Here is a 21,036-nt window from a genome sequence, read left to right as displayed (position 1 = left end):
ACAGCGAGTGAAACAATCCCCCTTTGATTCTCAACGATTTCCACTTTGAATTCAACTTTTCAGGGGGCAAAAGTTAAATTCATTTCAATTTTGAGCTGATTTTGAGGAAATTTTTGATTTGAATTTCAGTTTTTGGGCAAAAATAAAAAGCCCTGCAAACGCAGGGCTTATCGGTCAGTTTTTGTTGAGGTAGTTGTACGCCATCCGGCTGACCCCATCTTCGGTATATCCTTTTCCCAGAACTCCGGCAACTTCGGCCCATGAGTAGCAGCGGATAAACCGCAGTCTGAAAACCAGATACATCCGGGCATCCACAATGCTCTTGCAGTAGGCCTCGACTTTGGGCTTTTCCTGTGCTGCCAGTTCTTCCAGCCAGCGGATACGCTCGTCCATGTCAGCCAGCTCTACGGCCAGATCTCCGACTTTATCCCGAACACCCGGCGTGTGGGGCATCCCGGTCAGTTGTGGGGAGGCGGGAGTGATTCTTTGCCGCAGTCTCTCCAAGGCTTCACGGTCTTTTTCGAGGGTCATTTGGATGTCATAGTACTTGGACAATTCCTGTAATGTCACAACCTACCTCCGTCATAATTCAGCTACCGTCTTTCGGCGGTGCCTCTATTATTTTATCACATTTTGCTGTCGGAAGGTAGACCGGAAGTCCACAAATTATGTGGTCTGCACCAATTTTGCACAGGCCGGGCACAGTATATGTCTGGCCCTGGGCATCAGTGCGCTGGATGGACGGTTCAAGGGGTATGTAGTTCTCACAGGACAAGCAACTCATTTTTTCCCGCCCCCATCATCCTCATGATATTTAACGCCGGACAATGCCGGAATCAAAAAGAACCAAAGCGCTCTCAGATCTCCTGTGACGTGGATTGCGGTTGACACCGCCAACCCCACTGAAATCCACTCCGCTGCATAGATAAGCGCAACCCATTTCATTCAGGCACCTCCTGTCTGCCGTTGCCAAAACTCCGGGCAAATACCGCCCGTTGGATAAAGTCCACATCCTCTGCAATAGACCGTACCGATGAATTATCAGAGCGGATTTCAAAGGAGCGGAGAATGAAGTGCTTCAAAGTGTCCAGACTGTAACCTGCGATCGACTTCCCGAAGAATGCGGTAAGGATTTCAATAATGGTTTCCTCATGCCGGGCGAACTCGCATCCATAGACTTTGTGTTCAGGAATAAAAGACACCCAGTAGGTAAACCGAGACTTATCGTGACCGGCTTTCAGGTCAAGGCAGCGGGTTTCGGTTTGCAAGTAGCGGACTGCTCTATCCGTTATCTGTTTTAGCTCCTTTTCTCCAATGGTGCAGCCGTCCGGGAAAAGTTCTTCCATGAATTGGAGAAAAAGCTGTTCGCCATTGGCACAATCGAACACGTCATGCCATGTGGCAGCCCATTCGGACATTGCTTCTCTTTTTTCAAAGAGAATTGTGCAGGCCAGTCTGACAAAGTTGGCCGGAGATTCAACCATGAAATGCAGTCGTTCCGTTGTCATATTCAGCCTCCATACACGCTTTCTTGCAAGCCTCGCATTTCTTGTACGGCTGCTCAAGCCAGCAGTCGAACAGCAAGCATTTGGGCTTTCTGTATTCCGGCGGAGCCTTTCGTCCATGGGTTTGAGTACGAAACGTATGGTACTTGCACACCTCTTTGCCCCAAAAATCTCCACCGAATTCGCAACTTTCACGACCCGGCGAAACCTCATGCTTAACTGTGATGGTTTTCATTTTTTCACCTCCGGCGGCTCCAGCAGCGGAGCCCACAGCTTCACATGCCCGTAGTGGCCATCCTCTGCACGGTGGCCATCCTCTGCACGGTGGCCATCCTCAATGTGCCACGTCCCGTTTTCGACCCAGCCTTTCATGGTGTGGCCGCTCTCGCAGCACACCCATACGATGTCGCTTATCACGGCGCAGTGCTTTTCGCCGGCGCATTCCCAGCTTTCTTCATGGGCGATTGGCGGGTTCTTGGCATCATGCCATGACATCTGGCGCACAAAGTCAACGACCATCTGGCTGGCCTCGTGCAGGGCTTTGGCAGCAGCGTCTTTGCCTTTGAAGCCGTTGTAATATTCAATCTCGGCCAGAGCGTCCAAATCCGTTGCCGGGTCGATGAGGCGGCAGGCTTCCTCAAGGGTCATTCGATGTACCTCCGCTTGTCCTTGTCCCAGTGCAACGTGATGGGATTGCCGCACTTGCAGGGGATGGTGATTTCCAAATCCTCGATGTTGGTCTGGCCTTTGGCGTGCAGCCCGCAGCACCCACACTCAAACTCATAGTGGGCAAGCCCACGTTCAAGCGAGATCGTGGCCCCGCAGCGGCAGCCGATGGACATCTGCGAAACGTGGAGGTATGTACCGAACTCCTTACCGCAGCAGGGGCAGCGCAGCCGCAGCAGCCCCCGTGCGCCGACTTCCGGCGGGCGGTTATTCCTGTTCTTCCTCATGGGAGGCTCCTTTCTGTGTCTGGAAATGAATCACTTCACGGAAAAGCAATTCGTTTTTCTGCTCTGATTCGGCCATGAAGTTGATATACTCCCGGAACAGAGCACGGTCGTGCTGCTGGCGGCTGGTTTCGCCCAGCAGCGCCCCGATGGACACGCCAACGGCCAGCAGCGCAATGTTGATGAAAAACTGGTCAGGCATCGGTATCACCCAGCACTTTCTCGATGAGGTCAAAGACCATTTCCCGGTCTTCGGTGCTCAGAAAGTCGGCAGCCACAATTTCAAATTTGAGGCGGTCTGCATATTCTTTTAAGTCGTCCATGGGTTACTCCTTTCCCAGTGCGGCGAGAATCTCGTTGCCCTTGTCCAGCAGTTCATCCCGCCGCTTTTTCTGCTCAGCCTCCAGCTTTTCCATTTCAGCCTGATACTTTTTCAGCGTTCCCGGCCGGAAATGCTTAGTCTGGCCCAGCTTGATTTTTGCGGCGATGGCCTTATGCCTCTGGATGGTCTGGCGCAGCTCGGTGTCCGTGGTCAGAATCTGGTAGCGATGGTGGCAGCCAGGGCAGGTGAAATACTGCACCATGTAGTCGCCGCTCCATGTGGCGCGGATGCCGGCGGTCTGGATGCTGAACGGCGTACCGCAGCGGTCACACTTTACAAGGTCGGTCATTCGCCATACTCCTTTCTGCACAGCTGGAACGCATTGCAGTGGTCATCGCAAGTTTTGCAGCACTTGTCGCATTCAGGGTGAGCAGCTTTGCACTTATCGCAGGGCGTGTCAGCCTGGCTGCCGGAACCATACACCGCAAAAAGCTGGTGGGTGCCGTCTTGCAAAGCCTTTTCATCATCGGCCATTTCGTAACCGAGTGCAGCGAGCAGTTCATAGGTGCTGTCAAGGTCATCATTTTTGCGGTGAACGAACTTGCTCGCGCCTGTCGGCCCGTTCCATTCCGTGCTCCAATAACCCTCACGACTGCTGTCCGTTGCATCAAAAGCAACCGCCAGTAGAATCTTCTCCGGCTCGGTATCGTAAGCATTGAACATTTTCAGGGCATCTTCCAGTTCCGTGTCTTCCCGAATCTGCTCATCCAGACCGATGCCGAGCAGCTGCAACACATTTTCGTCGTCCTCCATGTGCCGATATTCGGTCAGAACCGGGGTGGAATAAGCCAAGATTTCCGGCAGGTGCTTTCTGCACTCTGCGGGAGTCAGGTTTTTCACGAAGTCCCAGCGCAGCTCATACATGAGCTTTGTGACGGCGGCAAACTGTTCTCTCGCAAGCTTCTCGGTGGCTCTTGCGGCTTCTCTCGCTGAGTTGCTGGCATCCTCGGCATCCGTATCGCGAGGTTTATACAGGTCAATCTGATTTTCACTGACCTTATAGACATAAGCAACCTTGTCGGCATCTTCCGGCATGATGACTTCCTTTTTTGTGCCCCATTTGCCATACGCATTTACGTGTTCGTGTGTCTGGTAGGTGGCCTGCGGATCTTCCACGGCGAATTTTTTGAGCTGCTCAATCCATTCGGCCTTTTGGTGCTGCCATTTTTGCTGTTCCAGCGCATCCTGCATAGCCCTGTTGAAGTTCTGGGTGCCGAGGGTCTCCAACACCCGGTTTCTGGCTTCCAAGTCCTCGATTTTGTCCAGCTGGGCGAAGTCAGACAGGGTTGCACCGCGCTTTTCGGCTTTTTTGAAGCTGTCGTGGTTCAGTTCCAGCAGCTTGATACGCCGCCGAACGGTGGACTGTGAGAAGCCGGATTTGTCGGAGATCTGCTCCACGGTCTGCCCAAAGTCCATCATCATCTGGAAGCCCTGAGCCTGTTCGTAGACGGTGAGGTCTGACCGCTGCATATTCTCCACCATCATGGTCTGCATCTGCTCCCGCTCATCCATCTCAACGATGGCGCAGGGCAGCTCGTAAAGCCCGGCCTGCTGCGCTGCCGCTGCCCGGCGATGGCCGATGATGATGGTGTAGTCGTCACCCACCCACATAACCTTGGGAGCCCATGCTGCTGCGGCGGCGGCTGCATCGCCGCCCTCGTCAACGCACTTGCTGATGTACTCCCGGCTGCTGAGGTAGTGGCCGGGAATGACCGTCAGGTTCTGGTACACGCCGTTTTCCTTGATGCTGGCCGCCAACTCGGACAGGTCGCCCAGCTCCTTGCGGGGGTTATCCGGGTGCGGGTGAAGCTGCCGGATAGGGATATAAGTAATGTCTGCCATAGGGGTTACTCCTTTCTTGATTCAGGTTAGAAAAACGTGAGCTGCCCGGTTTTGGTTTCGTTAAGAGGCTCATTTTCCGGGGCTTTAGGCTCATTTTTGATAGATTTTTGCAAATTTGCGGGTTTAATATCGGTTTTTTCGATTTTTGCAGGTTCGCCTTTCGGCTCAAACAGCAGGTTCATCTGCGCTATCTGGCGGCGCATATACCACACATCGGTTGAGAAAAGCGGCATATACCAGATGCGGTTTTGTGGTCCTGCGGGCAGCAATCCGCGGCTGTCGTAGGCCGTTGCCGGGTTCACGAGTGTGTCACCGATGACTACATATCCAGCGCAGCCCATGAAGCTGCACTGGATGTAGCACATCAGCCCAACGATAAAGTCAATGTCTTGGGCTATGACAAGGACTTTGTTGTGGTAGCAGATATTCCGTCTTTTGCAGACGTTCAAAAAGGCAAGCAGCGTGGCGCCAGCTCCACAGGCCGGGTCAGATACCGAGATAAAGCCCTCCATGTCCGGGTGCAGCTTCGGGTCAAACGTGATCTCGGCCATGCAGCGGCACACATCGTAGGGGGTGAAGAACTGCCCGGCGTGGTCATTGCCCAGCTCACACATCATGTACAAGGAGCCGAGGAAATCTTGGTCGGGGTTCTGTTCCATGCCCATGACCACCTCGGCCAGCATTTCGGCCATGCCGTCCCGCTCTTTGGCGGAGTATTTGGAAATGATGGTCTGATACATCTTGGTGCGCTCCGTGGCGTTTACCTTGTCCGTGCTGTTTGAGATCTCAATAGCGGTCAGGGTGACGAAATCCTCCCAAATCTCCCAGCGGCTATGTTTTCCGGTCAGGCCATTGAAGATTTTGAGGAAATTCTTCTGGTGGTCGTCTCGGATGCTGCGCGTTACTGCTGCCTTTGCCATGGATTATTCCTCCTCGCTGTCTGCCTTGGCGAGGTAGTAGCGGCCATCGTAGAAGTCAATCACGCCGGCCGTTTCCAGTTCATCCAGCAGGGCGATGGCCTTTTCTGCGGTCACACCCATCTGCTGTTCCAGCAGGACCTGCGTGATGCCGTCGTTCTGCCGGGCAATCTCGGTGGCCTTTGCCAGCTCGTCCTCTGCGGGCGCTTCGGCCTCGGCATCGTCTGCATCATCGGTATCATCCTCGATTTCTTCCAGCTTTTCGGCATCCGAGGGCAGGTCGGGAGCCTTTTCCTCAGGCTCCTTTGCGGTGGTTTCAGGAATTTCCGGCATCTTCCCGCCGATGGCTTTCAGCCGGCCGCTCTCAATCAGCTCACGGAAGAAGAACTGGCAGTAGTAGGAGTGCATATTCTTGAAGATGTTCTTGATTTTGCCGAACAGGGCATCCTCAATGGTGAAGGTCTTGCTCATGCGGTAGACCAGCACACCATCCTTCATGGTGAACAGGAGGTAGGCATCCGGGGAGATGTAGCTGTCCTCGCTGGCGGTTTCCAGCATGGACATCTGTTCGCCCACACCCTTGATGGGGCGGATAATCAGCTTGATGGGGTAGCTGTTCTTGATGAACGTGTAGGTCAGGTCGTGCGCCTCGCAGATGTTCTTCAGCTTGGTGCGCTGGGCGGCGAACTTAGAGGCTTCGTTTTCGTAGCTATCCATGGTATGTGCTCCTTTCAAGTAGCAGAAAAATGATAATCGTTCTCTCGGTTTTCAATGGCGGTCAGACCCACAGCGTAGGCTGCCCACACATCGGCTTTGAAGCCGTAAAAGAAATCCGGGTTCTTTTTTGTACCACGGCCATTTTTGAGGTCGTGGTCTGCGAATCGGTCAATGAGTGCCCGCCGGATGGCAGCATCATTGGCGCGGGTGTTGTGGCAGATGTGTTGCTTCTCCTCGATGCGGCACAGCAGCCGTACTGGGCAGCAGGCGTTCAGAGCTTGGTAGAAGCGGCCGATCCAGAGGACGGTATCGAACACCTCCCGGCCTACCGACATTCCGTAGGAGGCCACCATCTCGATGACCGCCCACCGCCAGCCCTGCTCCGTGGCAGAGGCCAGCTTCCGCAGCAGCTCGGCGTTGTCAACCTTGCCGAATTCCAGCGGGCGCAGGGTGTTGCGATCGATAACGCAGTAGCCAGACTGGGCATTGCCGGGGTCAATGGCGATAATCGGGCAAGTGCTCACAGGTACGACCTCCCGAACTCCTGCTGGAACTTCTCCTCCGGCCACCCGTAATGCTCCATGGCCTTTCTCTGCGCCCACTTTTTCAAGCGGAGATCTTCGTCATGGTTGCGGTGGATGGCGTTCGGGCCGTTCTGGTGACACCACGGGCAGAGATTCGCCCACAGCCCCAAGCGCTTGCTCTTATCCCGGTAGGGGCCATAAAAGACCTCGTGCCGGGCCGTGTGGTATCGCCCGCAAATCAGGCAGGTGGGCTGCTGGTTGAGGATGCTGGGTGCATAGCCGTTGCTGTCCAGTTTGACTCCATATTCATTCAGTGCCATGCTGCACCTCCTTGTGCTTGCGGTAATACCAGCTCAGCGCCGACTTGCTGGCGTTGATGCCGCACTGGATGCATTTGGTTTTGCCGGGCTGCGCCGGCACTTTTCCACAGGCAACGCACAGGCCACGGGACTTGAGTTGCTCATACCGCTTCTGGGCGGAGGTTTTCTGTTTAGGTGTCCGCATCAGCGTCACCTCCTGCTGTGACAATCCAGACCCGGTGAGAACCCCAGCCAGACCAGCTCAGAGCCTCTGCATGGGTGTTTACCGCCACGTCCAGCTTGTTACCTACCACAGCACTCCCGGTGTCCTGAACGACCCGGAGACCTACACCCTCGATATAGATCACCGTGCCGTAGGGCAGGATGCTGGTGTCAGCTGCCACGGTCACGCCCGGCTGCGCCTTTGCGCCGCTGGATGTAATGCCGTGTCCCTCGCCGCAGATGTGGGCGTATTCCTCGGTGCAGTAGGCAGTGCAGCTGAATGACCCGGCGTATGTAAGTGTCAAATCGATCTGCGCTGCCAGTTCTGCAGTCAAGTTGTCAACCTCAGTCTGAAGCTGGCTGGCGTTTTCCTCTGCATCGATAGCCCGCATCTGCCAGTTCTGGAAGCGGCTGGCGTAGATGTCCCGCTCGATTTCCAGCTCGTCTACTCGCCGGGAGTAGGCCGTGCTTGCGAGGATGCAGCCAACCATTGCGCACGAAACGCCCACGATCAGGCTGTGAAAAGGACTTTTCCGCCTCATGCCGTGCCACCTCCAATCTGCGCCGGAGCTGCCCCACCGGGCAGGGCCGGGGGCTGCAAGCTCTCGATCGGAGCCTCGGACACCGCCCGGACGAAGCCCGGCTTCACGAACTGGAGCAGGTCTGCGCCGTCACGGCCAAAGGTCATGCTCAGCTCTGCCGGAGAGCCAGCCCAGCGCTGCACCGCCACCGGCAGGGCGGCGAAGATCTCAGCATTCCGGGTTTTGAAGTTCTCTCCGGTGAGTTTGCCCTCGCTGGTCACCAGCCCGCCGTGGGTCATGTAGTACAGATTTGCCGTAATCTGCTTGGCGGCGGTCGCAGCCTGTGCCCAGAGGTCGTTTGCCGAGGGAAGCCCGGCGGCCAGCAGCTTCTTGACCTCGGCGCACCAGTCAACAATAAGCTGATTCTGGTAGCGGCACTGCGTAAATGCAGTGTACAGGGCCTTTTCCACGATTTCATCCGGGATAGCACCGAACGCTTGGATATAGATTTTGGTATCTGCCATGCGTTCCTCTTTGCTGCGGATGCGGCCGTAGTGATCATCAATGACCACCAGCAACTCCATCAGTTTTTTGTCTGTCATGTTGAACCTCCCAAAAGTTCACCGAAAATTTCATTGTAGTCCTCGGCAGCGGAGCGTTTGGGCTGCTGACCCGCCGGGGGCTTGCGCCGCTCGTCACGGGACTGCACGTCACCAAGGGTTCTCACACCCTCGTTTTTCCATACTTTCAGGATGCCGTTGACGTAGGACCATTTGCGAACCCCGGCCAGAGCGGCCTTTTTGATGGCCAGCAAGATGAGGTCGTCCGTGAAAATCTCCCTCCAGCCCAGTAGGTCTTCCCGCGCTGCTGGTGGGAAACCTCCGAGATTGTCCTCGAAAGAGCGGATGATCTCAGCCAGCCCAGCATCGACGGTCGGACTACCGTTATCTCTTACTCTTTCTCTGTTCTCTATATCTTTCTCTTTATCTATCTCTATCTCTTTCTCTGTATGGACATTGTCCACATTGTTGTCCTCGTTGCTGTCTGCACACTTTGGGGGAAGTTGTCTGCGGCGGTTTTCACGCTGAAGGCGCTTCTGCGCAGAGTAGTCTGTTTCACTGCCGACAATGTCTGAGTAGTTGGCCAAAACGAGAACACCATCTTTGTCCTCATAAATTAGACCGATTTGCTTATAGACTTCCAAAGCAACACGGACAGTTGCCAACGAGAACCATTTGCATTCGCGCTGAATTTTTTCTACATCATAAGGAATAATCATATCCCCGATTTGGAAAGCCAGTCGGCCGCCAGTGTTGATGGTTTTGAGACAGAGCATTTGATAAAGGACAACATAGTTGGCACCATCGGGCTGCCCCATGAGGTAATCGATCATGTCCGACGACATAAACGAGTCCTTGAGCTTAATCCAGTAATACCGTTTTCCAGTTGCCATTATCAGCCCCCCTTAGAACGGCAGGTCGTCGCTGTCATCGATGACCGAGAAATCGTCAGGGTCGCCCTGCGAGTAGCTGGGCTGCTGCCCGCCGGGGGCACTCTGCTGCCACTGCTGCCGCTGGCTCTGGGTGTTGAAGCCCATCTGCTGCGGCTGCTGGTAGCCCGGCGGCGGTGCCTCACCGCCATCATCCACTCGCTGCTCCGTTTTTGGGCCGCAAAAGTGAATCTTCTGGACCACAAACTCGGTGGCGGTGCGCTTCTGACCGTTCTTGTCTTCGTAGGAGCGGGTCTGGCACTGGCACTCCACAAGAGCCGTGCTTCCCTTGCGGAAATACTGGCAAACGAACTCTGCCGTTTTACGCCATGCCACGAAATTCAGCCAATCGGTAGCCCGCCGGCCATCCTGACCGACATTGTCCCGGTCAACGGCCATGCGAAAGCTGGCGACTGTCAGGCCGCTCTGTGTGGTCCGCATTTCAGGATCGGCAGCGAAGCGGCCCTGAAATATGCAATTATTCAGCATGCGCGTCCTCCTGCCTGACGTTGCAAAATGCGTTCCGCATCTCCTGCACGAAAGTGCCAGTGCCGTAAGCATCACCGTTGGCGTTCTTCTGGTAGATGATGGCGAGCTCGGTCTGTGCCCGAAGCAAGTCCTTGTACTCCTCAACCGGGATAGCGATGGTCTGGACGTTCAAATCTTCCATAACCGGTTCCTTTCTTCTCGCATGATGCGGACCACCTTGCGGCACTGGTCCACATCGAACATTCCAATATGCGTAAATTCAATCGGGGTGCCCATCTTCTCGGACAGCCAGCGGTAGGCCTCATTCCGGCGGCCACGGTAGGGACCGTATTTCCAGAGCGGGTCAAATGCTGCATGAGCTGCCTTTTTCCAGTTGCGCAACTCCGAATTTGCCAAGCGGCCAAGGGGTTTGTCAGACCCCTTGTGTACGCCGACATAGGCACCGCAGCGAGGGCAGAGGTAAATCATGCCGAAGCTGTGGCCGTGGTAAACCACCGAACTGTCTACGAAGTCTGCGGGCGTTCCGCAGTAGTCGCAGATGACGATTCGGCCTTTCATCGTGACCATTCCTCCTTGTACCGGGCCAACTGCTCCGGGGTATCCGTCTCGATACCCAGAGCCTTGGCTTCATCAATCGCACCGTCAATCAGGTGTGAAAATTCTTTTGTGTCCATCTTGCTGGTGTCCTTGTAAACCAAGTAGCAGTTGAACCATTTTCCGTCCTCTTCCCGCACATCAAAGCAGCGGGTGTATTTGTAGAGGTCGTGAACATCCACGCTGACCGGAAGTTTGAAGCCCACGGTGCAGCCATCCTTATCTCTCGCAACCGTGCCGTAGGCCACAACCAGCCGCTCTTTCACAAGGTCGTCCGATTCGCCAGTTTCAGCGGCGATCTTGTTGACCAGAACATGGAAGTAGGCGTTTGCACTGTGGCTGCGCTTGTTGCGGTGCTTCTTGATTTCAATGTCCAGCAGCGGCTCCTGATTCAGCTTGTCCCACAGGTTTCGGAAATCGGAATCAACTTCCAGCGTGATGCGCTGCTTGCGGTTCAGGCTGAAACTTATGTCCACGAGCCGCCCGGTCATAAGGCTTTCCAGTGCTCCTTGAACTCGGCCATCAGCCCATAGGCATCCAGCCAGTCAAAGAAATCCGAAATGATGGGGCGAATATCCGGCGTTTCGTCCCTGCGGTAGCACTCCGTCCAGACATCCATGCCATTGCTGACAAGGTAGGAAAACTGCTGTGCTTCCGGGATGAGCAGCATATAGGTGGGGTGCTGAGTGCTGGAATAGAATTTCCCGCGCTCATAGCCCTTACTGAACTTGATGTCGTAGATGGTGCCAGCCTTGAGGGCATCGAGGCGGCCATACAGGACCACATCCATACCGCGCACCCGAATGGTTTTGCGGGACTTAAACTGCAACTGCCCGCCTTTGATGATGGCGGCAATCTGCCCGGCGGCCCAGTTCCACGGATTATTGGGGTCGTCGCGGCCGTTGACAATGGAAGTCACAAGGTTCTCAAAGTCAATTCCGTTCTGCATAGCCTCCGTCCGGGGTGTAGGCTCCCGACGCAGGACCAGCATGAACTCTGCCAGCGGGTCGCCCTCGGTGGTCAAATCCTCGTAGGGGTTCTCCCGGATGAGGTGCAGCCACGAGGACAGCAGCGAGTGAGTAACAAGGTATGCAGCCATTACTGTGCCTCCTCTGCGGGCTTGTACTGGACAGCGGTCGTATCAAAAGTCAGGCCGAGAGCGGCAATCTTAGCTTTCCACTGGGCATTCAGTTCCTGACGGGAAGTCAAGTGGTGCTGAAGAGCCTTGAACGGCGGCATGGCAGCGTTGGCGGTATCGGCATCCTTGATGCCAGCAATGATCTTGCTGCCCTCCTGCATGACCTGCTCGTAGGCTTCGTTCTCCTTGGCATTTGCAGCCACCTCCTCGGCGGCCTTGCTGTTGTACTCCTCAAACAGCTTGGTCAGGAAGTCGTTCGGGCTGCCGGGGCCGAGGGCGGGAATCTTATAGACACCGTGGATGCCGCGGGTGCCCTTGGCAAAATATTTCTCACAGTTGGAGAAACCAATGGTGCGGTCGTTGCCGTACATTTCCACGAAGCCGCCCAGATCCATAGGCTCCCACACATTGTTCTTGGTCTGACCCTCGACCTTGATGCGGAGACGGGTGTTATCGCCGTCCTTTTCCTCGGTGGCGTGGAAGACCACCACGATGTTCTTCTTCAGCTCGTAGAAGCAGTAGTCCATCAGCCGGACGAACTCGCGGCCAACAAAGCCATAGCCCTTGAGGGACAGACTGCCGTCCCGCTGACCATACTTGGGGTTCTGCTTGATAGCCCACAGGCCCATCAGGGTGATAAGCTTTCCGGCGGTATCGAACACCAGCGTCTCGAAGTCCTTGAGGTTCTCCGGCTTCAGGTCATTCAGAATCTCGTCATAGCTGCGGGGCTGGATGTACGGCATACGGTAGCGAGGTTCGATACGGTCAATGCCAAAGTCGCAGTCGATGTGCAGCGGGCGGGGTGCGGACAGGGCCAGCGTGGACTTGCCGATGCCGGGGTAGCCAGCAATGAGCATCCGAATCTTCTTTGCGCCGTCCTGAATGTCGTTGGGATTGCGAATCATAATGTTTACTCCTTTTCAGTTGATAGGCTTACTTGCGGAACATGACGTACTTGCCGGTGGTACGGTTGACCAGCTCCATGAAGTCCGGGCCATCCCGGACACAGAGGTACAGGCGGAAGTCCCAGCCCTGTGCGGAAAGGGCCTCTTTCTGCTTGCGGGTCAGCTTTTTGCCTCTTACTTTCAAAAAATCACCCCCTCCTCGGCCTTGTTGACAGCGATGTTCAGAGTGATGGTCTCCCGGCAACGGAGGCCGAAGTTGCCGCCCGGGCCGAACATCTTGGTTTTCTCGAACTCCCTTGCGCTGTACACGCTGGAGCAGTTCAGGATATTGGGAATGCGGTCGGGATGCACTGCCCGGAATGCCTGACACGCCATCTGGTAGTTGGGTGCCCAAACCTCCGTCCATCCTCCGCAGTACGGCTGAACATCATCGGAGCCGTAGGTGAAGTAGAATTTTTCCAGATCCATCACTCAGCCTCGCTTTCGTTCTTGATGCAGATACCAAGCGCAGAGAACAAGAGCATCAGGCCAACTTCATCTCCGTCATCCAGGCTCATAAAGTCGAGCTCCCCGGCCACAAAGCCCTCACGGAGAATCACAGCGGTGCCCACAATGGGCTGACCATGTTCCGGCGTACCGTAGAGAATGCTGGCAATGCTGTTGATGGCGTAGCCTTTCAGCAGTCCCTCATCATCAATCACCATGCACAGTCCTTCCGGCAGATACTTGGGATGAACCACCTCGATGCAACCGCCGACCTCTTTCTGGAGGTTGTCCAGCAGCGGTTCGCTGAAGTCCTTGAACTGCATCCGATTCTCGGTGTCAAACACCAATCCTTTCATAAAAACACTCCTTTTCCGGGAAGCACTCGTTGACTTCCCATGCGTCTGTGGCCTCTAAGCAGTGGTCACAGCCTACGATTGTTCCATCCTCGGCGCGATAGATGGTATCGCACCTCTGATGGCAGAGGGGGCACACAGGAGGGTCAGGGTAGCCAGCCTCCGCATCAGTCCTCGGATACAGCATCCAGCACCTCCCGGAGCTTGCGACCCATCCAGCGGCCTACATCATCGAACATCCCCATGCTGTCCAGCCAGACAAACAGGGCTGCGATAACAGAGGTCACAGCAAACTGCGCCGCCGGGGCACGAGCTGCTGCCTGTTCAGCGGTGAGGCCGTACACGGTCATCAGGATCTTAATCACGTCTTGTTCTCCCCTTTCTTTCTTTGTTGGTAGGCCTCCCATGCGGCATCCAGCATGGCTTCTCCGTCCGGCATGGCCATGATTTTGAGGTAGAGCCTCTTGCAGCCCCGCGCCAGCCGGGCGGTATCTTCGGGGCTGATTTCATCCAAGTGGATGTGTGGAACGCTATCCATGTAAACCTCCGTCGTTCAGTTTAACTGAACTTACAGGGCAAAAAAATAGTCTGGGATATCCGACACTTCGATTTTTAGTGCCTGACACGCAGCTTCGATTTCGTCCTGTTTCCAGTCAACCTTACCGTTGAGTTTGAGAGATGTGGTGCGGTCCGACCATCCCATACTCTTGCCAAATGCCCCTCTGGTTCCGAAAATCTCAACGATTCGGCCCAGCAGCTTGTTATAGCTTCTCTGCATCGTTTTCACCTCTTTTCCGTTCGGTTCAGTTTAACTGAACTGTTCACACTTTACCACAACGATTTCTCCTTGTCAATACAAAAATTCACTTTTTTTGAACTTTTTGGCTGGAATACTTGAACTTTTATTTATACCATGATATGATGTAACCATACTGGAGGTGAACCAAATGAAGCCATCAACGACCGCAGAACGTCTGCAAGAAGCTATGAATATCAGAGGTCTGAAACAGGTTGATGTTTTGAGGCTTGCAGAGCCGTACTGCCGCGCTTACGGTGTCAATCTTGGAAAAACCGCTTTGACCCAATATGTTTCAGGGAAAATCGTTCCTCGGCAAGATAAGCTAACCATCTTGGGATTAGCCCTTGATGTTTCAGAGGTATGGCTGATGGGCTACGATGTTCCCATGGAAAGAAAAACTGCACCCATCCCCATGGAAGAGGATGAGCGCAGTAAAGAGTTCGTCGAACTATTTAATCAGCTCAGCACCGAGCAGAAAAAGGCCGTTCTTTATGTTATGAAAGGCTTTTTAGAAAAGCAATGACACGTTCTTGATCTTCTGCTGACAGATGCAAGAACAGTTCAAGTGCCAGCATGGCGCGAAGCTGCTCTCGGACATCATCGGAATCGATGGAAACGTCCATAATATTCCGCTCCTTTCTGTAAAATTACTGCCAGCAGTTTATCTGATTATACCAGAATAGCACATGGTTTTCAGCCGTTTGTAAAATAATGCCAGAATGCGAGGGATAATTATGTTTTTGACTACAACTGACAACATACAAGGCAAAAATGTAACGGAATATTTGGGTATCGTAGCTTCTGTCATTCTGACCGTTATGCCTGGCGGCAACAAGATGATGGGGAATGCTATCGACAATTTCACGAAACAGGCGCAGGAGGATTTGGAAAGAAAAGCGGCCAAGCTTGGGGCGGATGCCGTTATCGGATTGAAGTTTACCACGCAGGGCAACAACTTCATGCTGCTTGGAACGGCTGTGAAGTTAAGCTGATGGGTGTTTCTCTATGAATCTGAAAGAAATCGCATCGCGCTTGCAGGAATTTAAGAGTGTTTGTGTGACCGGGAATCCAGTCATGCTGAGAAATAGAACAGATTTTCTTGATATTATTTCTGCGTATGGCTTGACTATGGACATGAACGTGTCAAAAAAGACAGGTCTTTTGATTGTGTGCAGCGACTCAATGCAAAAGAAAATCGACAGAGCAGATGCCCTGAATATTCCAATCGTTTCGGAGCAGCAATGGTTTGAACTCATGCCGGAACTTGAGGCCGCTGGAATGTGGAACGGAAAGCCAATTTCATTCGCGGATGACGATGGTATCTACCGTTTTGATGTGGGTGGTGATGGATAATGGCAAAAAAGAAGAAGCCCGCCGGGGGCATTGCCGTCATCTATGCCCGCTACTCGTCCCATAACCAAAGGGATGTTTCCATTGAGCAGCAGATCGAGGCGTGCCGGAAGCACGCTGCAGAACTCGGTCTGACCATTATTGCCACCTATGAAGACCGGGCGATCAGCGGTCGCACCGATAACCGCCCAGCATTCCAGCGCTTGATGCACGATGCTGAAAAAGGCAAATTCAGCTATGTGTTGGCGTGGAAGTCCAACCGCATGGGACGGAACATGATGCAGGCAATGGTGAACGAATCCCGCCTGATGGACTGCGGCATAAAAGTCTACTATGCCGAGGAAGATTTTGACGATTCAGCCGCTGGGCGGTTTGCCCTGCGCAGCATGATGAATGTCAATCAGTTCTATTCGGACAACCTCGCTGAAGACGTACGCCGCGGTCTGATGGATAATGCCAACAAGTGCATGGTCAATGGTCGGCAGCCTCTGGGCTACAAGCGGGGTAAGGATGGCAAGGTCGTGGTGGATGAGCCAGCGGCTGCCATCGTCCGGGAGGTCTATACTCGTGTCGCTTCCGGCGAGTTATTCACGGACATTGCCCGTGATCTGAACCGCCGGGGCATAAAAACGGCTGATAAAGGCGAATGGAATAAGAACAGCTTTCACAGGCTGTGTTCCAACGAGAAATACCGTGGCATCTACATATACGGCGATGTTCGCATCGAGGGCGGCATCCCGACCATCATTGATGATCCCCTGTGGTACAAGGTACAGGAGGCGCTACGAGTGAAAAAACTGAAAAGGAATGGCCGTCACCGTCCCGGCGATGAGGACTATCTTTTGACCGGAAAACTCCGGTGTGGGAAGTGCGGTGGCTACATGATTGGAATGTCCGGCAGATCAAAGACCGGAGATATCCACTACTATTACGCTTGTCAGAACAGGCGTGTCGGGCGCACCTGTGACAAGAAGAATATCCGCCGGGATGTTATCGAGCCAGCGGTAGCACAGGCCATCAAGGAATACTGTCTGACCGATGATGCCATCGAATGGATTGCCGATAAAACTGTGGAATACTGGGAGAAGGCAGACAGGAATCTCCAGCTTGATTCCATCGAGGGCGATCTGGTAGCCGTGCAGTCGTCTATCTCGAACGTGATGAAAGCCATCGAGATGGGTGTGGTCACAGAAACAACTCGTGACAGGCTCATAGAATTGGAAAAGCAGCGTACCGACTTGAAGTCAAAGCTGGCACTTGCCAAAGAGGAAGTTGTCCATGTTGACCGTAAAAAACTGATTTCCAGCCTGCTGCTTTTCAGAAACGGCGACATCCACGACCGCCAATATCAGGAAGACCTTTTCAAGACATTCCTGATATCCGTGTATGTCTACGATGACGATAACAATGGGCACTTAAAGATTGTATTTAACGCTTTCGGAGATAACAACACCGTTGATTTGCCTATTGATTTTGGTGAAACTGATAATCAATCAGCATTTTCCGATGGAGCGGAAAAGTTCGATTATTCTCTCCATCGGTCAACCAGAACAAAGCCATCTGAGGAAACTCAGGTGGCTTTTCTGTTTGTATGATTCCGCGCGGAAAAACTATTATAGATAGAGCGAACCCGGAAAGTCCGCAGGGCTTTCCGGGTTCGCCTTTTCACGGGAAATATAAATTTACAGAATGGTGATGCGGCCTGCGCCGTAGGGCTGCTCGTAATTGAGCAGATAGCCGGAGTAAGCGGCCAGCGGGCTGTTGGCGCTGGACAGGTGCGGCAGACCCGCAGCATCTGCGCCATCAAAGATCATAGCGTAGGTAGACATGACCAGATAATCCTCGGACACATAGTCCTTGATCAGCTCTGCGCCGTCAAACATGGCAAAGCCGTCGCCCAGATTGCGCAGGGTGTAGTTCATGCCGGCCAGTGCGTAAGTAGCGCCCGGGTCCAGCGGCAGATAGCTGCCGGAAGCCTTATCGTAGATCTTCACGTTCTGCACGCGCGGAGTGCCGGTGGCGCTGCCGATCCAGACGTTCTTCTCATCGGTCTGCACAGTGTTGGGGATATCGGTGTGGATCTCGTAGGTAGCACCAGCCACCTGCAGGAAGCCGCCGTTCTCCTTGCCGTCCTCGCCTGCAAAGCGGGCTGCAAACTCCAATGCGTCCTGGATCTGCTTGCCGGTGACCGACATCAGGCAGGCCACGTTGCCAAAGGGGCTGACCTGCTTGCAGGTCTTGAAGGTCCAGTCGCCTGCGGGCACGTCAGCGCGGATGCCGCCGCCGTTCATGATGGCCACATCACAGTGCAGCTTTTCCACCTCGTTGAAGTAGGTGTAGATGCCGTCGGCCACAAAGTCGCCGAGGTTAGTCTCGGCAGAGCGGATGCGGCGCTTGCCGGTGGCGGGGTCAGAGACGTAGAAATCGCTGTCGCCCACAGCGATTTTCTCGCCCAGCATATCGTCCACGGTATGCACCCAGTCGGTCTGCATGGCGGCGATGCCTGCGTCCATGCCTTCGTGAGTGGGGATGAGTTTGGTGGTGATGGTGCCGTCCGCAGCAATGGTCATCTCGCCAACGTTGGCAAAGTAAGAGCCGGTCTGGGTCAGGGTGACAGCCTTGCCGGAAGCATCCTGCACCTGCTTGTTCTCCATTACGGTATGGGAGTGGCCGTCGATAAAGGCGTCAAAGCCGCTGGTGTGGGCAATGACCTCCTCACTGGTCCACGGAGAGGAAGAGGGGTCTACGCCCAGATGGCCCAGACCGATGACCACGTCTGCCAGAAGCTTTGCCTTATCAATGGCCTTCTGCACGGCATCGTAGAGCTTTTTGCCGTCCTCGCCGCCCTGAATATCGTAGATGTACTTGCGCTGTGCCTTATCCATAAAGTAGGCCGGGGTGGACTTGGTAAAGGTCTCGGGGGTGGTCACGCCCACAAAGGCAATGCGTCTGCCGCCGCGCACGAACACCTTGACGGAGGGCAGCACACGCAGCGTAGTGCGCAGGTCTACCCAGTTGCAGGACAGGTACGGGAAGTCCGCTTCCTTCATGATGGCCTTGGCGCGGTCCATGCCGTAGTCGAACTCGTGGTTGCCGGGGGTGGCGACATCGTAACCGGCAGCGTTCATCAGCTTGATGATGGATGCGCCCTCGTCCATGGAGCCGTAGGCAGTGCCCTGCACATGGTCGCCTGCGTCCACCAGCAGCACGTCCTTGCCGGCGTTCTGATAGCTCTGCTTCAAATCGGCAATGGCGGCGTAGGTCAGCTTGGGGCTCTGCTTGTCGATGTAGGTATGGACATCGTTGGTGTACAGGATGGTGACGTCAGACTTATCACCATACCAGCAGGCCGATGCGGCAGGCGCACCGATGGCCATAGATGCAGCGGCAGCGGTCACACCAGCAGCCTTTAAAAAGCTGCGACGGGAAATAAGTTGTTTCACAGGAAAACGACCTCCTTTTATTTTTGGCGTATCGCATTTGGGGCAGGCTCTTCCCTCCTGCCCTTTCAATAGCTCTAGCATAGCACAGAACGCCGCCGCAAACAAGCCAAAATCATTCTTTTGGCACAAATTATTTTCACGTTCCTCTTTATTTTAACACATATTGTACCATTTTTACATAAACTCCATACAAAAAAGACCTCCCCGTGCCCTGTCGCAGAGCATCAGAGAGGTCTTTTTTAGGGGGATGTTGACCCGTTGCCGGGTCTATCGGAGAAGAGGGAAATATCAGATGGCGTTATACTCCTTGAGGAACTTCTCAAGATCGGTGCCTTCAATCTTCTTCAAGACTTCCTTCAAAGCCAGACGCGGGATCAGCGGCAGATCCATGTCGGTGATCTTCTTGCCGTCGCGCAGCTTCACGGTGGCATCGATCAGGGCACGCACATCGTAGGTGCTGCCCCAGACCTCGGGCACGCCGCGGTCAATGTTCAGCAGGGTGTACACGGCCTCCATACCGGTGCGCATGGAGTACTCGGTGGTAAAGATGGTATCGCGGGCGGTCTCGGCAAACTGGCCGAGGAAGGCAAAGTTCACAGCACCCTCGGGCACAACATCGGGACGGTCGCCCATGGCACGGGGCATGAAGAAGGCGTCGATATAGGGCATCATCACAGGCACGGTGTTGGCGCTGTGCTCTGCCAGCTCCGCGATCTGATCCTCGGGCACACCGATGTGGTACAGCCACTCCATGCAGATCTCGCGGCCGGTGCAGTCACGCATGGGCTTCTTGACGTAATCGCCGGGCTTATCGCTGAACAGGCCGTACACCCAGACGCACAGCTGATTCTTGGGCTGATCCTTGAACTGCTGCTGACGGTTCAGCGTCCAGCTGAGCAGCCAGCTGGAGTCCTTGACGGTGACGATGCCGCCGGTGACGGTATGGCCGCTGAAGGGGTCGCGCTTGCAGATCTTGCGGATATACTGAGGAATCTTGTCGTCCAGCGTGGTGATGGTGGCGCTCTCCCAGTTGCTCAGCTCCGGCTCAGAGCAGAACTTTTCCGGGTGACCGAAGGAGGGATCCTGTGCGGCGATCTTCTTCCACAGATCCCAGCCGTTGCCGGGCTGGATGGTGGGGTCGAAGCCGGTGGCCTTATTCTGTGCACCAACGGTGCAGCTTTCCACGCAGCCGCCGTTGGTGATGAACAGCAGGTCGTTCTCGGTCAGGTCGATGTTGGTGGTCTCGCCCTCGTGCTCCACGGTGACAGAACTTGCCAGCTTACGGCCCTTCTGGATGTCGAACTTCACATCCGTGACCTTGGTGTTGTAGTGGAACTGCACGCCGAAGCTTTCCAGATAGCGCACCATGGGCAGGATGATGGACTCGTACTGGTTATAGCGGGTAAAGCGCAGAGCGGTAAAGTCCGGCAGACCGCCGATGTGGTGGATATAGCGCTTGAGGTACAGCTTCATTTCCAAAGCGCTGTGCCAGTTCTCGAAGGCGAACATGGTGCGCCAGTACATCCAGAAGTTGGAGTTGAGCACCTCGTCATCGAAGAAATCGGTGATTTTTTTATCCTGCAGCTGCTCGTCCGGGGTAAAGAACAGCTTCATGATCTCCATGGCACCCTTATCGGACAGGCCGAACTTGCCATCGGTGTGGGCATCCTCGCCGCGGTTGACAGTGGCACGGCACAGGGAGAAGTTGGGGTCCTCCTTGTTCAGCCAGTAATACTCATCCAGCACGCTGGCACCCTCGGTCTCCAGAGACGGGATGGAGTGCAGCAGATCCCACATAACTTCGAAGTGGTTGTCCATCTCACGGCCGCCGCGCATCACATAGCCGATATCGTACTTGTAGCCATCGCAGGCACCGCCGGCCAGTGCGTTCTTTTCAAACACATGGACGTGCTCGCCCTTCATCTGGCCGTCGCGCACCAGATAGCAGGCAGCGGTCAGGGCTGCCAGACCGGAGCCGATGATATAAGCGGATTTATGATCCACGCCCTCCGGCTTTTTGGGGGTTGCAAAAGCTTCGTAGTTGCCACTGGAATAGTACATAAAAAAGCCTCCCTGCTTTCATATTTTCGTTTCACAGCCTTCATCGTGCT

General features: G+C 54.6%; 37 protein-coding genes. 4 read left to right on the top strand and 33 right to left on the bottom strand.

What is annotated here, in order from left to right:
- Nucleotides 1-174: 174 nt before the first annotated feature.
- The 30 genes from WMO44_RS01565 to WMO44_RS01420 all read right to left on the bottom strand — a co-directional run bounded on the left by WMO44_RS01565 (nucleotide 175) and on the right by WMO44_RS01420 (nucleotide 14,111).
- Nucleotides 175-570, bottom strand: coding sequence for a Rossmann-fold NAD(P)-binding domain-containing protein (locus WMO44_RS01565; RefSeq protein WP_143405745.1), 396 nt, complete (start codon nucleotides 568-570; stop codon nucleotides 175-177).
- 210 nt (nucleotides 571-780) lie between these two features.
- Nucleotides 781-945 (bottom strand): hypothetical protein, encoded by a 165-nt coding sequence (locus WMO44_RS01560; RefSeq protein WP_179859160.1) that lies wholly within the window; start codon nucleotides 943-945, stop codon nucleotides 781-783.
- Nucleotides 942-1,508 (bottom strand): hypothetical protein, encoded by a 567-nt coding sequence (locus WMO44_RS01555; protein ID WP_143405744.1) that lies wholly within the window; start codon nucleotides 1,506-1,508, stop codon nucleotides 942-944. The genes WMO44_RS01560 and WMO44_RS01555 overlap by 4 nt, the downstream gene beginning before the upstream one ends.
- Nucleotides 1,477-1,740, bottom strand: coding sequence for a hypothetical protein (locus WMO44_RS01550; RefSeq protein WP_097772595.1), 264 nt, complete (start codon nucleotides 1,738-1,740; stop codon nucleotides 1,477-1,479). The genes WMO44_RS01555 and WMO44_RS01550 overlap by 32 nt, the downstream gene beginning before the upstream one ends.
- Nucleotides 1,737-2,153, bottom strand: a complete 417-nt coding sequence (locus tag WMO44_RS01545; RefSeq protein ID WP_349151525.1) for a hypothetical protein — start codon at nucleotides 2,151-2,153, stop codon at nucleotides 1,737-1,739. Before WMO44_RS01545 ends, WMO44_RS01550 begins: the two co-directional genes overlap by 4 nt.
- On the bottom strand, nucleotides 2,150-2,458 hold the full coding sequence (locus tag WMO44_RS01540; protein ID WP_249238488.1) for a hypothetical protein: 309 nt from the start codon (nucleotides 2,456-2,458) through the stop codon (nucleotides 2,150-2,152). Before WMO44_RS01540 ends, WMO44_RS01545 begins: the two co-directional genes overlap by 4 nt.
- Complete coding sequence (locus WMO44_RS01535) at nucleotides 2,439-2,657, bottom strand: hypothetical protein (RefSeq protein WP_015563562.1); 219 nt, start codon at nucleotides 2,655-2,657, stop codon at nucleotides 2,439-2,441. Before WMO44_RS01535 ends, WMO44_RS01540 begins: the two co-directional genes overlap by 20 nt.
- A complete protein-coding gene (locus tag WMO44_RS01530) occupies nucleotides 2,650-2,778 on the bottom strand; it encodes a hypothetical protein (protein WP_015563563.1) in 129 nt (42 codons plus the stop codon). Before WMO44_RS01530 ends, WMO44_RS01535 begins: the two co-directional genes overlap by 8 nt.
- 3 nt (nucleotides 2,779-2,781) lie before the next feature.
- Nucleotides 2,782-3,126, bottom strand: coding sequence for a hypothetical protein (locus WMO44_RS01525; RefSeq protein WP_349151524.1), 345 nt, complete (start codon nucleotides 3,124-3,126; stop codon nucleotides 2,782-2,784).
- Nucleotides 3,123-4,679 (bottom strand): ParB/RepB/Spo0J family partition protein, encoded by a 1,557-nt coding sequence (locus WMO44_RS01520; RefSeq protein WP_349151523.1) that lies wholly within the window; start codon nucleotides 4,677-4,679, stop codon nucleotides 3,123-3,125. The genes WMO44_RS01525 and WMO44_RS01520 overlap by 4 nt, the downstream gene beginning before the upstream one ends.
- 26 nt (nucleotides 4,680-4,705) lie before the next feature.
- Nucleotides 4,706-5,599, bottom strand: coding sequence for an N-6 DNA methylase (locus WMO44_RS01515; RefSeq protein WP_349151522.1), 894 nt, complete (start codon nucleotides 5,597-5,599; stop codon nucleotides 4,706-4,708).
- A 3-nt stretch (nucleotides 5,600-5,602) separates the two neighbouring features.
- Nucleotides 5,603-6,313 (bottom strand): hypothetical protein, encoded by a 711-nt coding sequence (locus tag WMO44_RS01510; protein WP_349151521.1) that lies wholly within the window; start codon nucleotides 6,311-6,313, stop codon nucleotides 5,603-5,605.
- A gap of 14 nt (nucleotides 6,314-6,327) precedes the next feature.
- Nucleotides 6,328-6,837 carry a hypothetical protein gene (locus WMO44_RS01505; protein WP_349151520.1) on the bottom strand — a complete coding sequence of 170 codons (510 nt, stop codon included), beginning with the start codon at nucleotides 6,835-6,837 and terminating at the stop codon, nucleotides 6,328-6,330.
- A complete protein-coding gene (locus WMO44_RS01500; protein ID WP_349151519.1) occupies nucleotides 6,834-7,157 on the bottom strand; it encodes a hypothetical protein in 324 nt (107 codons plus the stop codon). The genes WMO44_RS01505 and WMO44_RS01500 overlap by 4 nt, the downstream gene beginning before the upstream one ends.
- Entirely contained in the window at nucleotides 7,144-7,341 is a 198-nt protein-coding gene (locus tag WMO44_RS01495) for a hypothetical protein (protein ID WP_097786504.1), read from the bottom strand. Before WMO44_RS01495 ends, WMO44_RS01500 begins: the two co-directional genes overlap by 14 nt.
- On the bottom strand, nucleotides 7,328-7,900 hold the full coding sequence (locus tag WMO44_RS01490) for a 3D domain-containing protein (RefSeq protein ID WP_097772585.1): 573 nt from the start codon (nucleotides 7,898-7,900) through the stop codon (nucleotides 7,328-7,330). Before WMO44_RS01490 ends, WMO44_RS01495 begins: the two co-directional genes overlap by 14 nt.
- On the bottom strand, nucleotides 7,897-8,481 hold the full coding sequence (locus WMO44_RS01485) for a hypothetical protein (protein ID WP_097772584.1): 585 nt from the start codon (nucleotides 8,479-8,481) through the stop codon (nucleotides 7,897-7,899). Before WMO44_RS01485 ends, WMO44_RS01490 begins: the two co-directional genes overlap by 4 nt.
- On the bottom strand, nucleotides 8,478-9,332 hold the full coding sequence (locus WMO44_RS01480; protein WP_349151518.1) for a DnaD domain protein: 855 nt from the start codon (nucleotides 9,330-9,332) through the stop codon (nucleotides 8,478-8,480). Before WMO44_RS01480 ends, WMO44_RS01485 begins: the two co-directional genes overlap by 4 nt.
- 12 nt (nucleotides 9,333-9,344) lie before the next feature.
- Complete coding sequence (locus WMO44_RS01475) at nucleotides 9,345-9,857, bottom strand: single-stranded DNA-binding protein (protein ID WP_349151517.1); 513 nt, start codon at nucleotides 9,855-9,857, stop codon at nucleotides 9,345-9,347.
- Entirely contained in the window at nucleotides 9,847-10,038 is a 192-nt protein-coding gene (locus WMO44_RS01470) for a hypothetical protein (protein WP_097772581.1), read from the bottom strand. Before WMO44_RS01470 ends, WMO44_RS01475 begins: the two co-directional genes overlap by 11 nt.
- Complete coding sequence (locus WMO44_RS01465; protein WP_097772580.1) at nucleotides 10,026-10,415, bottom strand: DUF3268 family zinc-finger domain-containing protein; 390 nt, start codon at nucleotides 10,413-10,415, stop codon at nucleotides 10,026-10,028. The genes WMO44_RS01470 and WMO44_RS01465 overlap by 13 nt, the downstream gene beginning before the upstream one ends.
- A complete protein-coding gene (locus WMO44_RS01460; protein ID WP_349151516.1) occupies nucleotides 10,412-10,942 on the bottom strand; it encodes a hypothetical protein in 531 nt (176 codons plus the stop codon). Before WMO44_RS01460 ends, WMO44_RS01465 begins: the two co-directional genes overlap by 4 nt.
- Nucleotides 10,939-11,550 carry a hypothetical protein gene (locus WMO44_RS01455; RefSeq protein ID WP_349151515.1) on the bottom strand — a complete coding sequence of 204 codons (612 nt, stop codon included), beginning with the start codon at nucleotides 11,548-11,550 and terminating at the stop codon, nucleotides 10,939-10,941. Before WMO44_RS01455 ends, WMO44_RS01460 begins: the two co-directional genes overlap by 4 nt.
- Nucleotides 11,550-12,494 carry an ATP-binding protein gene (locus tag WMO44_RS01450; RefSeq protein WP_349151514.1) on the bottom strand — a complete coding sequence of 315 codons (945 nt, stop codon included), beginning with the start codon at nucleotides 12,492-12,494 and terminating at the stop codon, nucleotides 11,550-11,552. Before WMO44_RS01450 ends, WMO44_RS01455 begins: the two co-directional genes overlap by 1 nt.
- A gap of 28 nt (nucleotides 12,495-12,522) precedes the next feature.
- Entirely contained in the window at nucleotides 12,523-12,678 is a 156-nt protein-coding gene (locus WMO44_RS01445; RefSeq protein WP_181573335.1) for a DUF6906 family protein, read from the bottom strand.
- Nucleotides 12,675-12,962: a hypothetical protein gene (locus tag WMO44_RS01440; protein WP_349151513.1), complete on the bottom strand. Its 288-nt coding sequence runs from the start codon at nucleotides 12,960-12,962 to the stop codon at nucleotides 12,675-12,677. The genes WMO44_RS01445 and WMO44_RS01440 overlap by 4 nt, the downstream gene beginning before the upstream one ends.
- Nucleotides 12,962-13,336: a DUF3846 domain-containing protein gene (locus tag WMO44_RS01435; protein WP_291016128.1), complete on the bottom strand. Its 375-nt coding sequence runs from the start codon at nucleotides 13,334-13,336 to the stop codon at nucleotides 12,962-12,964. The genes WMO44_RS01440 and WMO44_RS01435 overlap by 1 nt, the downstream gene beginning before the upstream one ends.
- A 164-nt stretch (nucleotides 13,337-13,500) precedes the next feature.
- Nucleotides 13,501-13,698: a hypothetical protein gene (locus tag WMO44_RS01430; protein WP_349151512.1), complete on the bottom strand. Its 198-nt coding sequence runs from the start codon at nucleotides 13,696-13,698 to the stop codon at nucleotides 13,501-13,503.
- The gene (locus tag WMO44_RS01425; RefSeq protein ID WP_349151511.1) at nucleotides 13,695-13,871 is read right to left on the bottom strand and encodes a hypothetical protein; all 177 of its coding nucleotides are present in this window, start codon (nucleotides 13,869-13,871) and stop codon (nucleotides 13,695-13,697) included. Before WMO44_RS01425 ends, WMO44_RS01430 begins: the two co-directional genes overlap by 4 nt.
- Before the next feature lie 30 nt (nucleotides 13,872-13,901).
- Nucleotides 13,902-14,111 (bottom strand): DUF739 family protein, encoded by a 210-nt coding sequence (locus tag WMO44_RS01420; protein WP_120119968.1) that lies wholly within the window; start codon nucleotides 14,109-14,111, stop codon nucleotides 13,902-13,904.
- 169 nt (nucleotides 14,112-14,280) lie between these two features.
- Here WMO44_RS01420 and WMO44_RS01415 point away from each other — a divergent pair, with 169 nt between their 5' ends.
- Complete coding sequence (locus tag WMO44_RS01415; protein ID WP_156069560.1) at nucleotides 14,281-14,655, top strand: transcriptional regulator; 375 nt, start codon at nucleotides 14,281-14,283, stop codon at nucleotides 14,653-14,655.
- On the opposite strand, the gene WMO44_RS01410 is transcribed toward WMO44_RS01415, so the two are convergent.
- Nucleotides 14,627-14,755 carry a hypothetical protein gene (locus WMO44_RS01410; protein WP_279221241.1) on the bottom strand — a complete coding sequence of 43 codons (129 nt, stop codon included), beginning with the start codon at nucleotides 14,753-14,755 and terminating at the stop codon, nucleotides 14,627-14,629. The two genes, WMO44_RS01415 and WMO44_RS01410, sit on opposite strands and share 29 nt — an antisense overlap.
- A gap of 111 nt (nucleotides 14,756-14,866) precedes the next feature.
- Between WMO44_RS01410 and WMO44_RS01405 the strand changes: the two genes are divergently transcribed.
- Genes WMO44_RS01405 through WMO44_RS01395 form a run of 3 tightly spaced genes read left to right on the top strand, consistent with a single transcriptional unit; the run spans nucleotide 14,867 to nucleotide 17,077 of the window.
- Nucleotides 14,867-15,124 carry a heavy metal-binding domain-containing protein gene (locus tag WMO44_RS01405; RefSeq protein ID WP_291016137.1) on the top strand — a complete coding sequence of 86 codons (258 nt, stop codon included), beginning with the start codon at nucleotides 14,867-14,869 and terminating at the stop codon, nucleotides 15,122-15,124.
- Between the two features lie 13 nt (nucleotides 15,125-15,137).
- On the top strand, nucleotides 15,138-15,485 hold the full coding sequence (locus WMO44_RS01400) for a BRCT domain-containing protein (RefSeq protein ID WP_291016139.1): 348 nt from the start codon (nucleotides 15,138-15,140) through the stop codon (nucleotides 15,483-15,485).
- On the top strand, nucleotides 15,485-17,077 hold the full coding sequence (locus WMO44_RS01395; protein WP_349151510.1) for a recombinase family protein: 1,593 nt from the start codon (nucleotides 15,485-15,487) through the stop codon (nucleotides 17,075-17,077). Before WMO44_RS01400 ends, WMO44_RS01395 begins: the two co-directional genes overlap by 1 nt.
- 87 nt (nucleotides 17,078-17,164) lie before the next feature.
- Here the strand turns inward: WMO44_RS01395 and WMO44_RS01390 are convergent, their stop codons facing one another.
- Together WMO44_RS01390 and WMO44_RS01385 are read right to left on the bottom strand one after the other, a co-directional pair.
- Nucleotides 17,165-18,925, bottom strand: a complete 1,761-nt coding sequence (locus WMO44_RS01390) for a bifunctional metallophosphatase/5'-nucleotidase (protein ID WP_349151509.1) — start codon at nucleotides 18,923-18,925, stop codon at nucleotides 17,165-17,167.
- Between the two features lie 288 nt (nucleotides 18,926-19,213).
- Nucleotides 19,214-20,986 (bottom strand): oleate hydratase, encoded by a 1,773-nt coding sequence (locus tag WMO44_RS01385; RefSeq protein ID WP_349151508.1) that lies wholly within the window; start codon nucleotides 20,984-20,986, stop codon nucleotides 19,214-19,216.
- Between the last annotated feature and the right edge of the window lie 50 nt (nucleotides 20,987-21,036).

This window comes from Faecalibacterium tardum (assembly GCF_040096515.1).
GTDB classification, from domain to species: domain Bacteria; phylum Bacillota; class Clostridia; order Oscillospirales; family Ruminococcaceae; genus Faecalibacterium; species Faecalibacterium tardum.
The sequence above is the reverse complement of the archived record's forward strand: the minus strand, read 5'-3'. Positions and strand labels throughout refer to the sequence as shown.

Bases quoted from the DNA above. Each gene is read 5' to 3' on its own strand.
- WMO44_RS01470 (WP_097772581.1), bottom strand. From the start codon at position 10,038: ATGGAAGATTTGAACGTCCAGACCATCGCTATCCCGGTTGAGGAGTAC.
- WMO44_RS01465 (WP_097772580.1), bottom strand. From the start codon at position 10,415: ATGAAAGGCCGAATCGTCATCTGCGACTACTGCGGAACGCCCGCAGAC.
- WMO44_RS01555 (WP_143405744.1), bottom strand. From the start codon at position 1,508: ATGACAACGGAACGACTGCATTTCATGGTTGAATCTCCGGCCAACTTT.
- WMO44_RS01450 (WP_349151514.1), bottom strand. From the start codon at position 12,494: ATGATTCGCAATCCCAACGACATTCAGGACGGCGCAAAGAAGATTCGG.
- WMO44_RS01420 (WP_120119968.1), bottom strand. From the start codon at position 14,111: ATGCAGAGAAGCTATAACAAGCTGCTGGGCCGAATCGTTGAGATTTTC.
- WMO44_RS01425 (WP_349151511.1), bottom strand. From the start codon at position 13,871: ATGGATAGCGTTCCACACATCCACTTGGATGAAATCAGCCCCGAAGAT.
- WMO44_RS01440 (WP_349151513.1), bottom strand. From the start codon at position 12,962: ATGGATCTGGAAAAATTCTACTTCACCTACGGCTCCGATGATGTTCAG.
- WMO44_RS01395 (WP_349151510.1), top strand. From the start codon at position 15,485: ATGGCAAAAAAGAAGAAGCCCGCCGGGGGCATTGCCGTCATCTATGCC.
- WMO44_RS01385 (WP_349151508.1), bottom strand. From the start codon at position 20,986: ATGTACTATTCCAGTGGCAACTACGAAGCTTTTGCAACCCCCAAAAAG.
- WMO44_RS01510 (WP_349151521.1), bottom strand. From the start codon at position 6,313: ATGGATAGCTACGAAAACGAAGCCTCTAAGTTCGCCGCCCAGCGCACC.
- WMO44_RS01500 (WP_349151519.1), bottom strand. From the start codon at position 7,157: ATGGCACTGAATGAATATGGAGTCAAACTGGACAGCAACGGCTATGCA.
- WMO44_RS01480 (WP_349151518.1), bottom strand. From the start codon at position 9,332: ATGGCAACTGGAAAACGGTATTACTGGATTAAGCTCAAGGACTCGTTT.
- WMO44_RS01455 (WP_349151515.1), bottom strand. From the start codon at position 11,550: ATGGCTGCATACCTTGTTACTCACTCGCTGCTGTCCTCGTGGCTGCAC.
- WMO44_RS01495 (WP_097786504.1), bottom strand. From the start codon at position 7,341: ATGCGGACACCTAAACAGAAAACCTCCGCCCAGAAGCGGTATGAGCAA.
- WMO44_RS01525 (WP_349151524.1), bottom strand. From the start codon at position 3,126: ATGACCGACCTTGTAAAGTGTGACCGCTGCGGTACGCCGTTCAGCATC.
- WMO44_RS01400 (WP_291016139.1), top strand. From the start codon at position 15,138: ATGAATCTGAAAGAAATCGCATCGCGCTTGCAGGAATTTAAGAGTGTT.
- WMO44_RS01515 (WP_349151522.1), bottom strand. From the start codon at position 5,599: ATGGCAAAGGCAGCAGTAACGCGCAGCATCCGAGACGACCACCAGAAG.
- WMO44_RS01520 (WP_349151523.1), bottom strand. From the start codon at position 4,679: ATGGCAGACATTACTTATATCCCTATCCGGCAGCTTCACCCGCACCCG.
- WMO44_RS01530 (WP_015563563.1), bottom strand. From the start codon at position 2,778: ATGGACGACTTAAAAGAATATGCAGACCGCCTCAAATTTGAAATTGTG.
- WMO44_RS01560 (WP_179859160.1), bottom strand. From the start codon at position 945: ATGAAATGGGTTGCGCTTATCTATGCAGCGGAGTGGATTTCAGTGGGG.
- WMO44_RS01410 (WP_279221241.1), bottom strand. From the start codon at position 14,755: ATGGACGTTTCCATCGATTCCGATGATGTCCGAGAGCAGCTTCGCGCC.
- WMO44_RS01415 (WP_156069560.1), top strand. From the start codon at position 14,281: ATGAAGCCATCAACGACCGCAGAACGTCTGCAAGAAGCTATGAATATC.
- WMO44_RS01535 (WP_015563562.1), bottom strand. From the start codon at position 2,657: ATGCCTGACCAGTTTTTCATCAACATTGCGCTGCTGGCCGTTGGCGTG.
- WMO44_RS01540 (WP_249238488.1), bottom strand. From the start codon at position 2,458: ATGAGGAAGAACAGGAATAACCGCCCGCCGGAAGTCGGCGCACGGGGG.
- WMO44_RS01475 (WP_349151517.1), bottom strand. From the start codon at position 9,857: ATGCTGAATAATTGCATATTTCAGGGCCGCTTCGCTGCCGATCCTGAA.
- WMO44_RS01485 (WP_097772584.1), bottom strand. From the start codon at position 8,481: ATGACAGACAAAAAACTGATGGAGTTGCTGGTGGTCATTGATGATCAC.
- WMO44_RS01460 (WP_349151516.1), bottom strand. From the start codon at position 10,942: ATGACCGGGCGGCTCGTGGACATAAGTTTCAGCCTGAACCGCAAGCAG.
- WMO44_RS01550 (WP_097772595.1), bottom strand. From the start codon at position 1,740: ATGAAAACCATCACAGTTAAGCATGAGGTTTCGCCGGGTCGTGAAAGT.
- WMO44_RS01435 (WP_291016128.1), bottom strand. From the start codon at position 13,336: ATGAAAGGATTGGTGTTTGACACCGAGAATCGGATGCAGTTCAAGGAC.
- WMO44_RS01490 (WP_097772585.1), bottom strand. From the start codon at position 7,900: ATGAGGCGGAAAAGTCCTTTTCACAGCCTGATCGTGGGCGTTTCGTGC.
- WMO44_RS01545 (WP_349151525.1), bottom strand. From the start codon at position 2,153: ATGACCCTTGAGGAAGCCTGCCGCCTCATCGACCCGGCAACGGATTTG.
- WMO44_RS01405 (WP_291016137.1), top strand. From the start codon at position 14,867: ATGTTTTTGACTACAACTGACAACATACAAGGCAAAAATGTAACGGAA.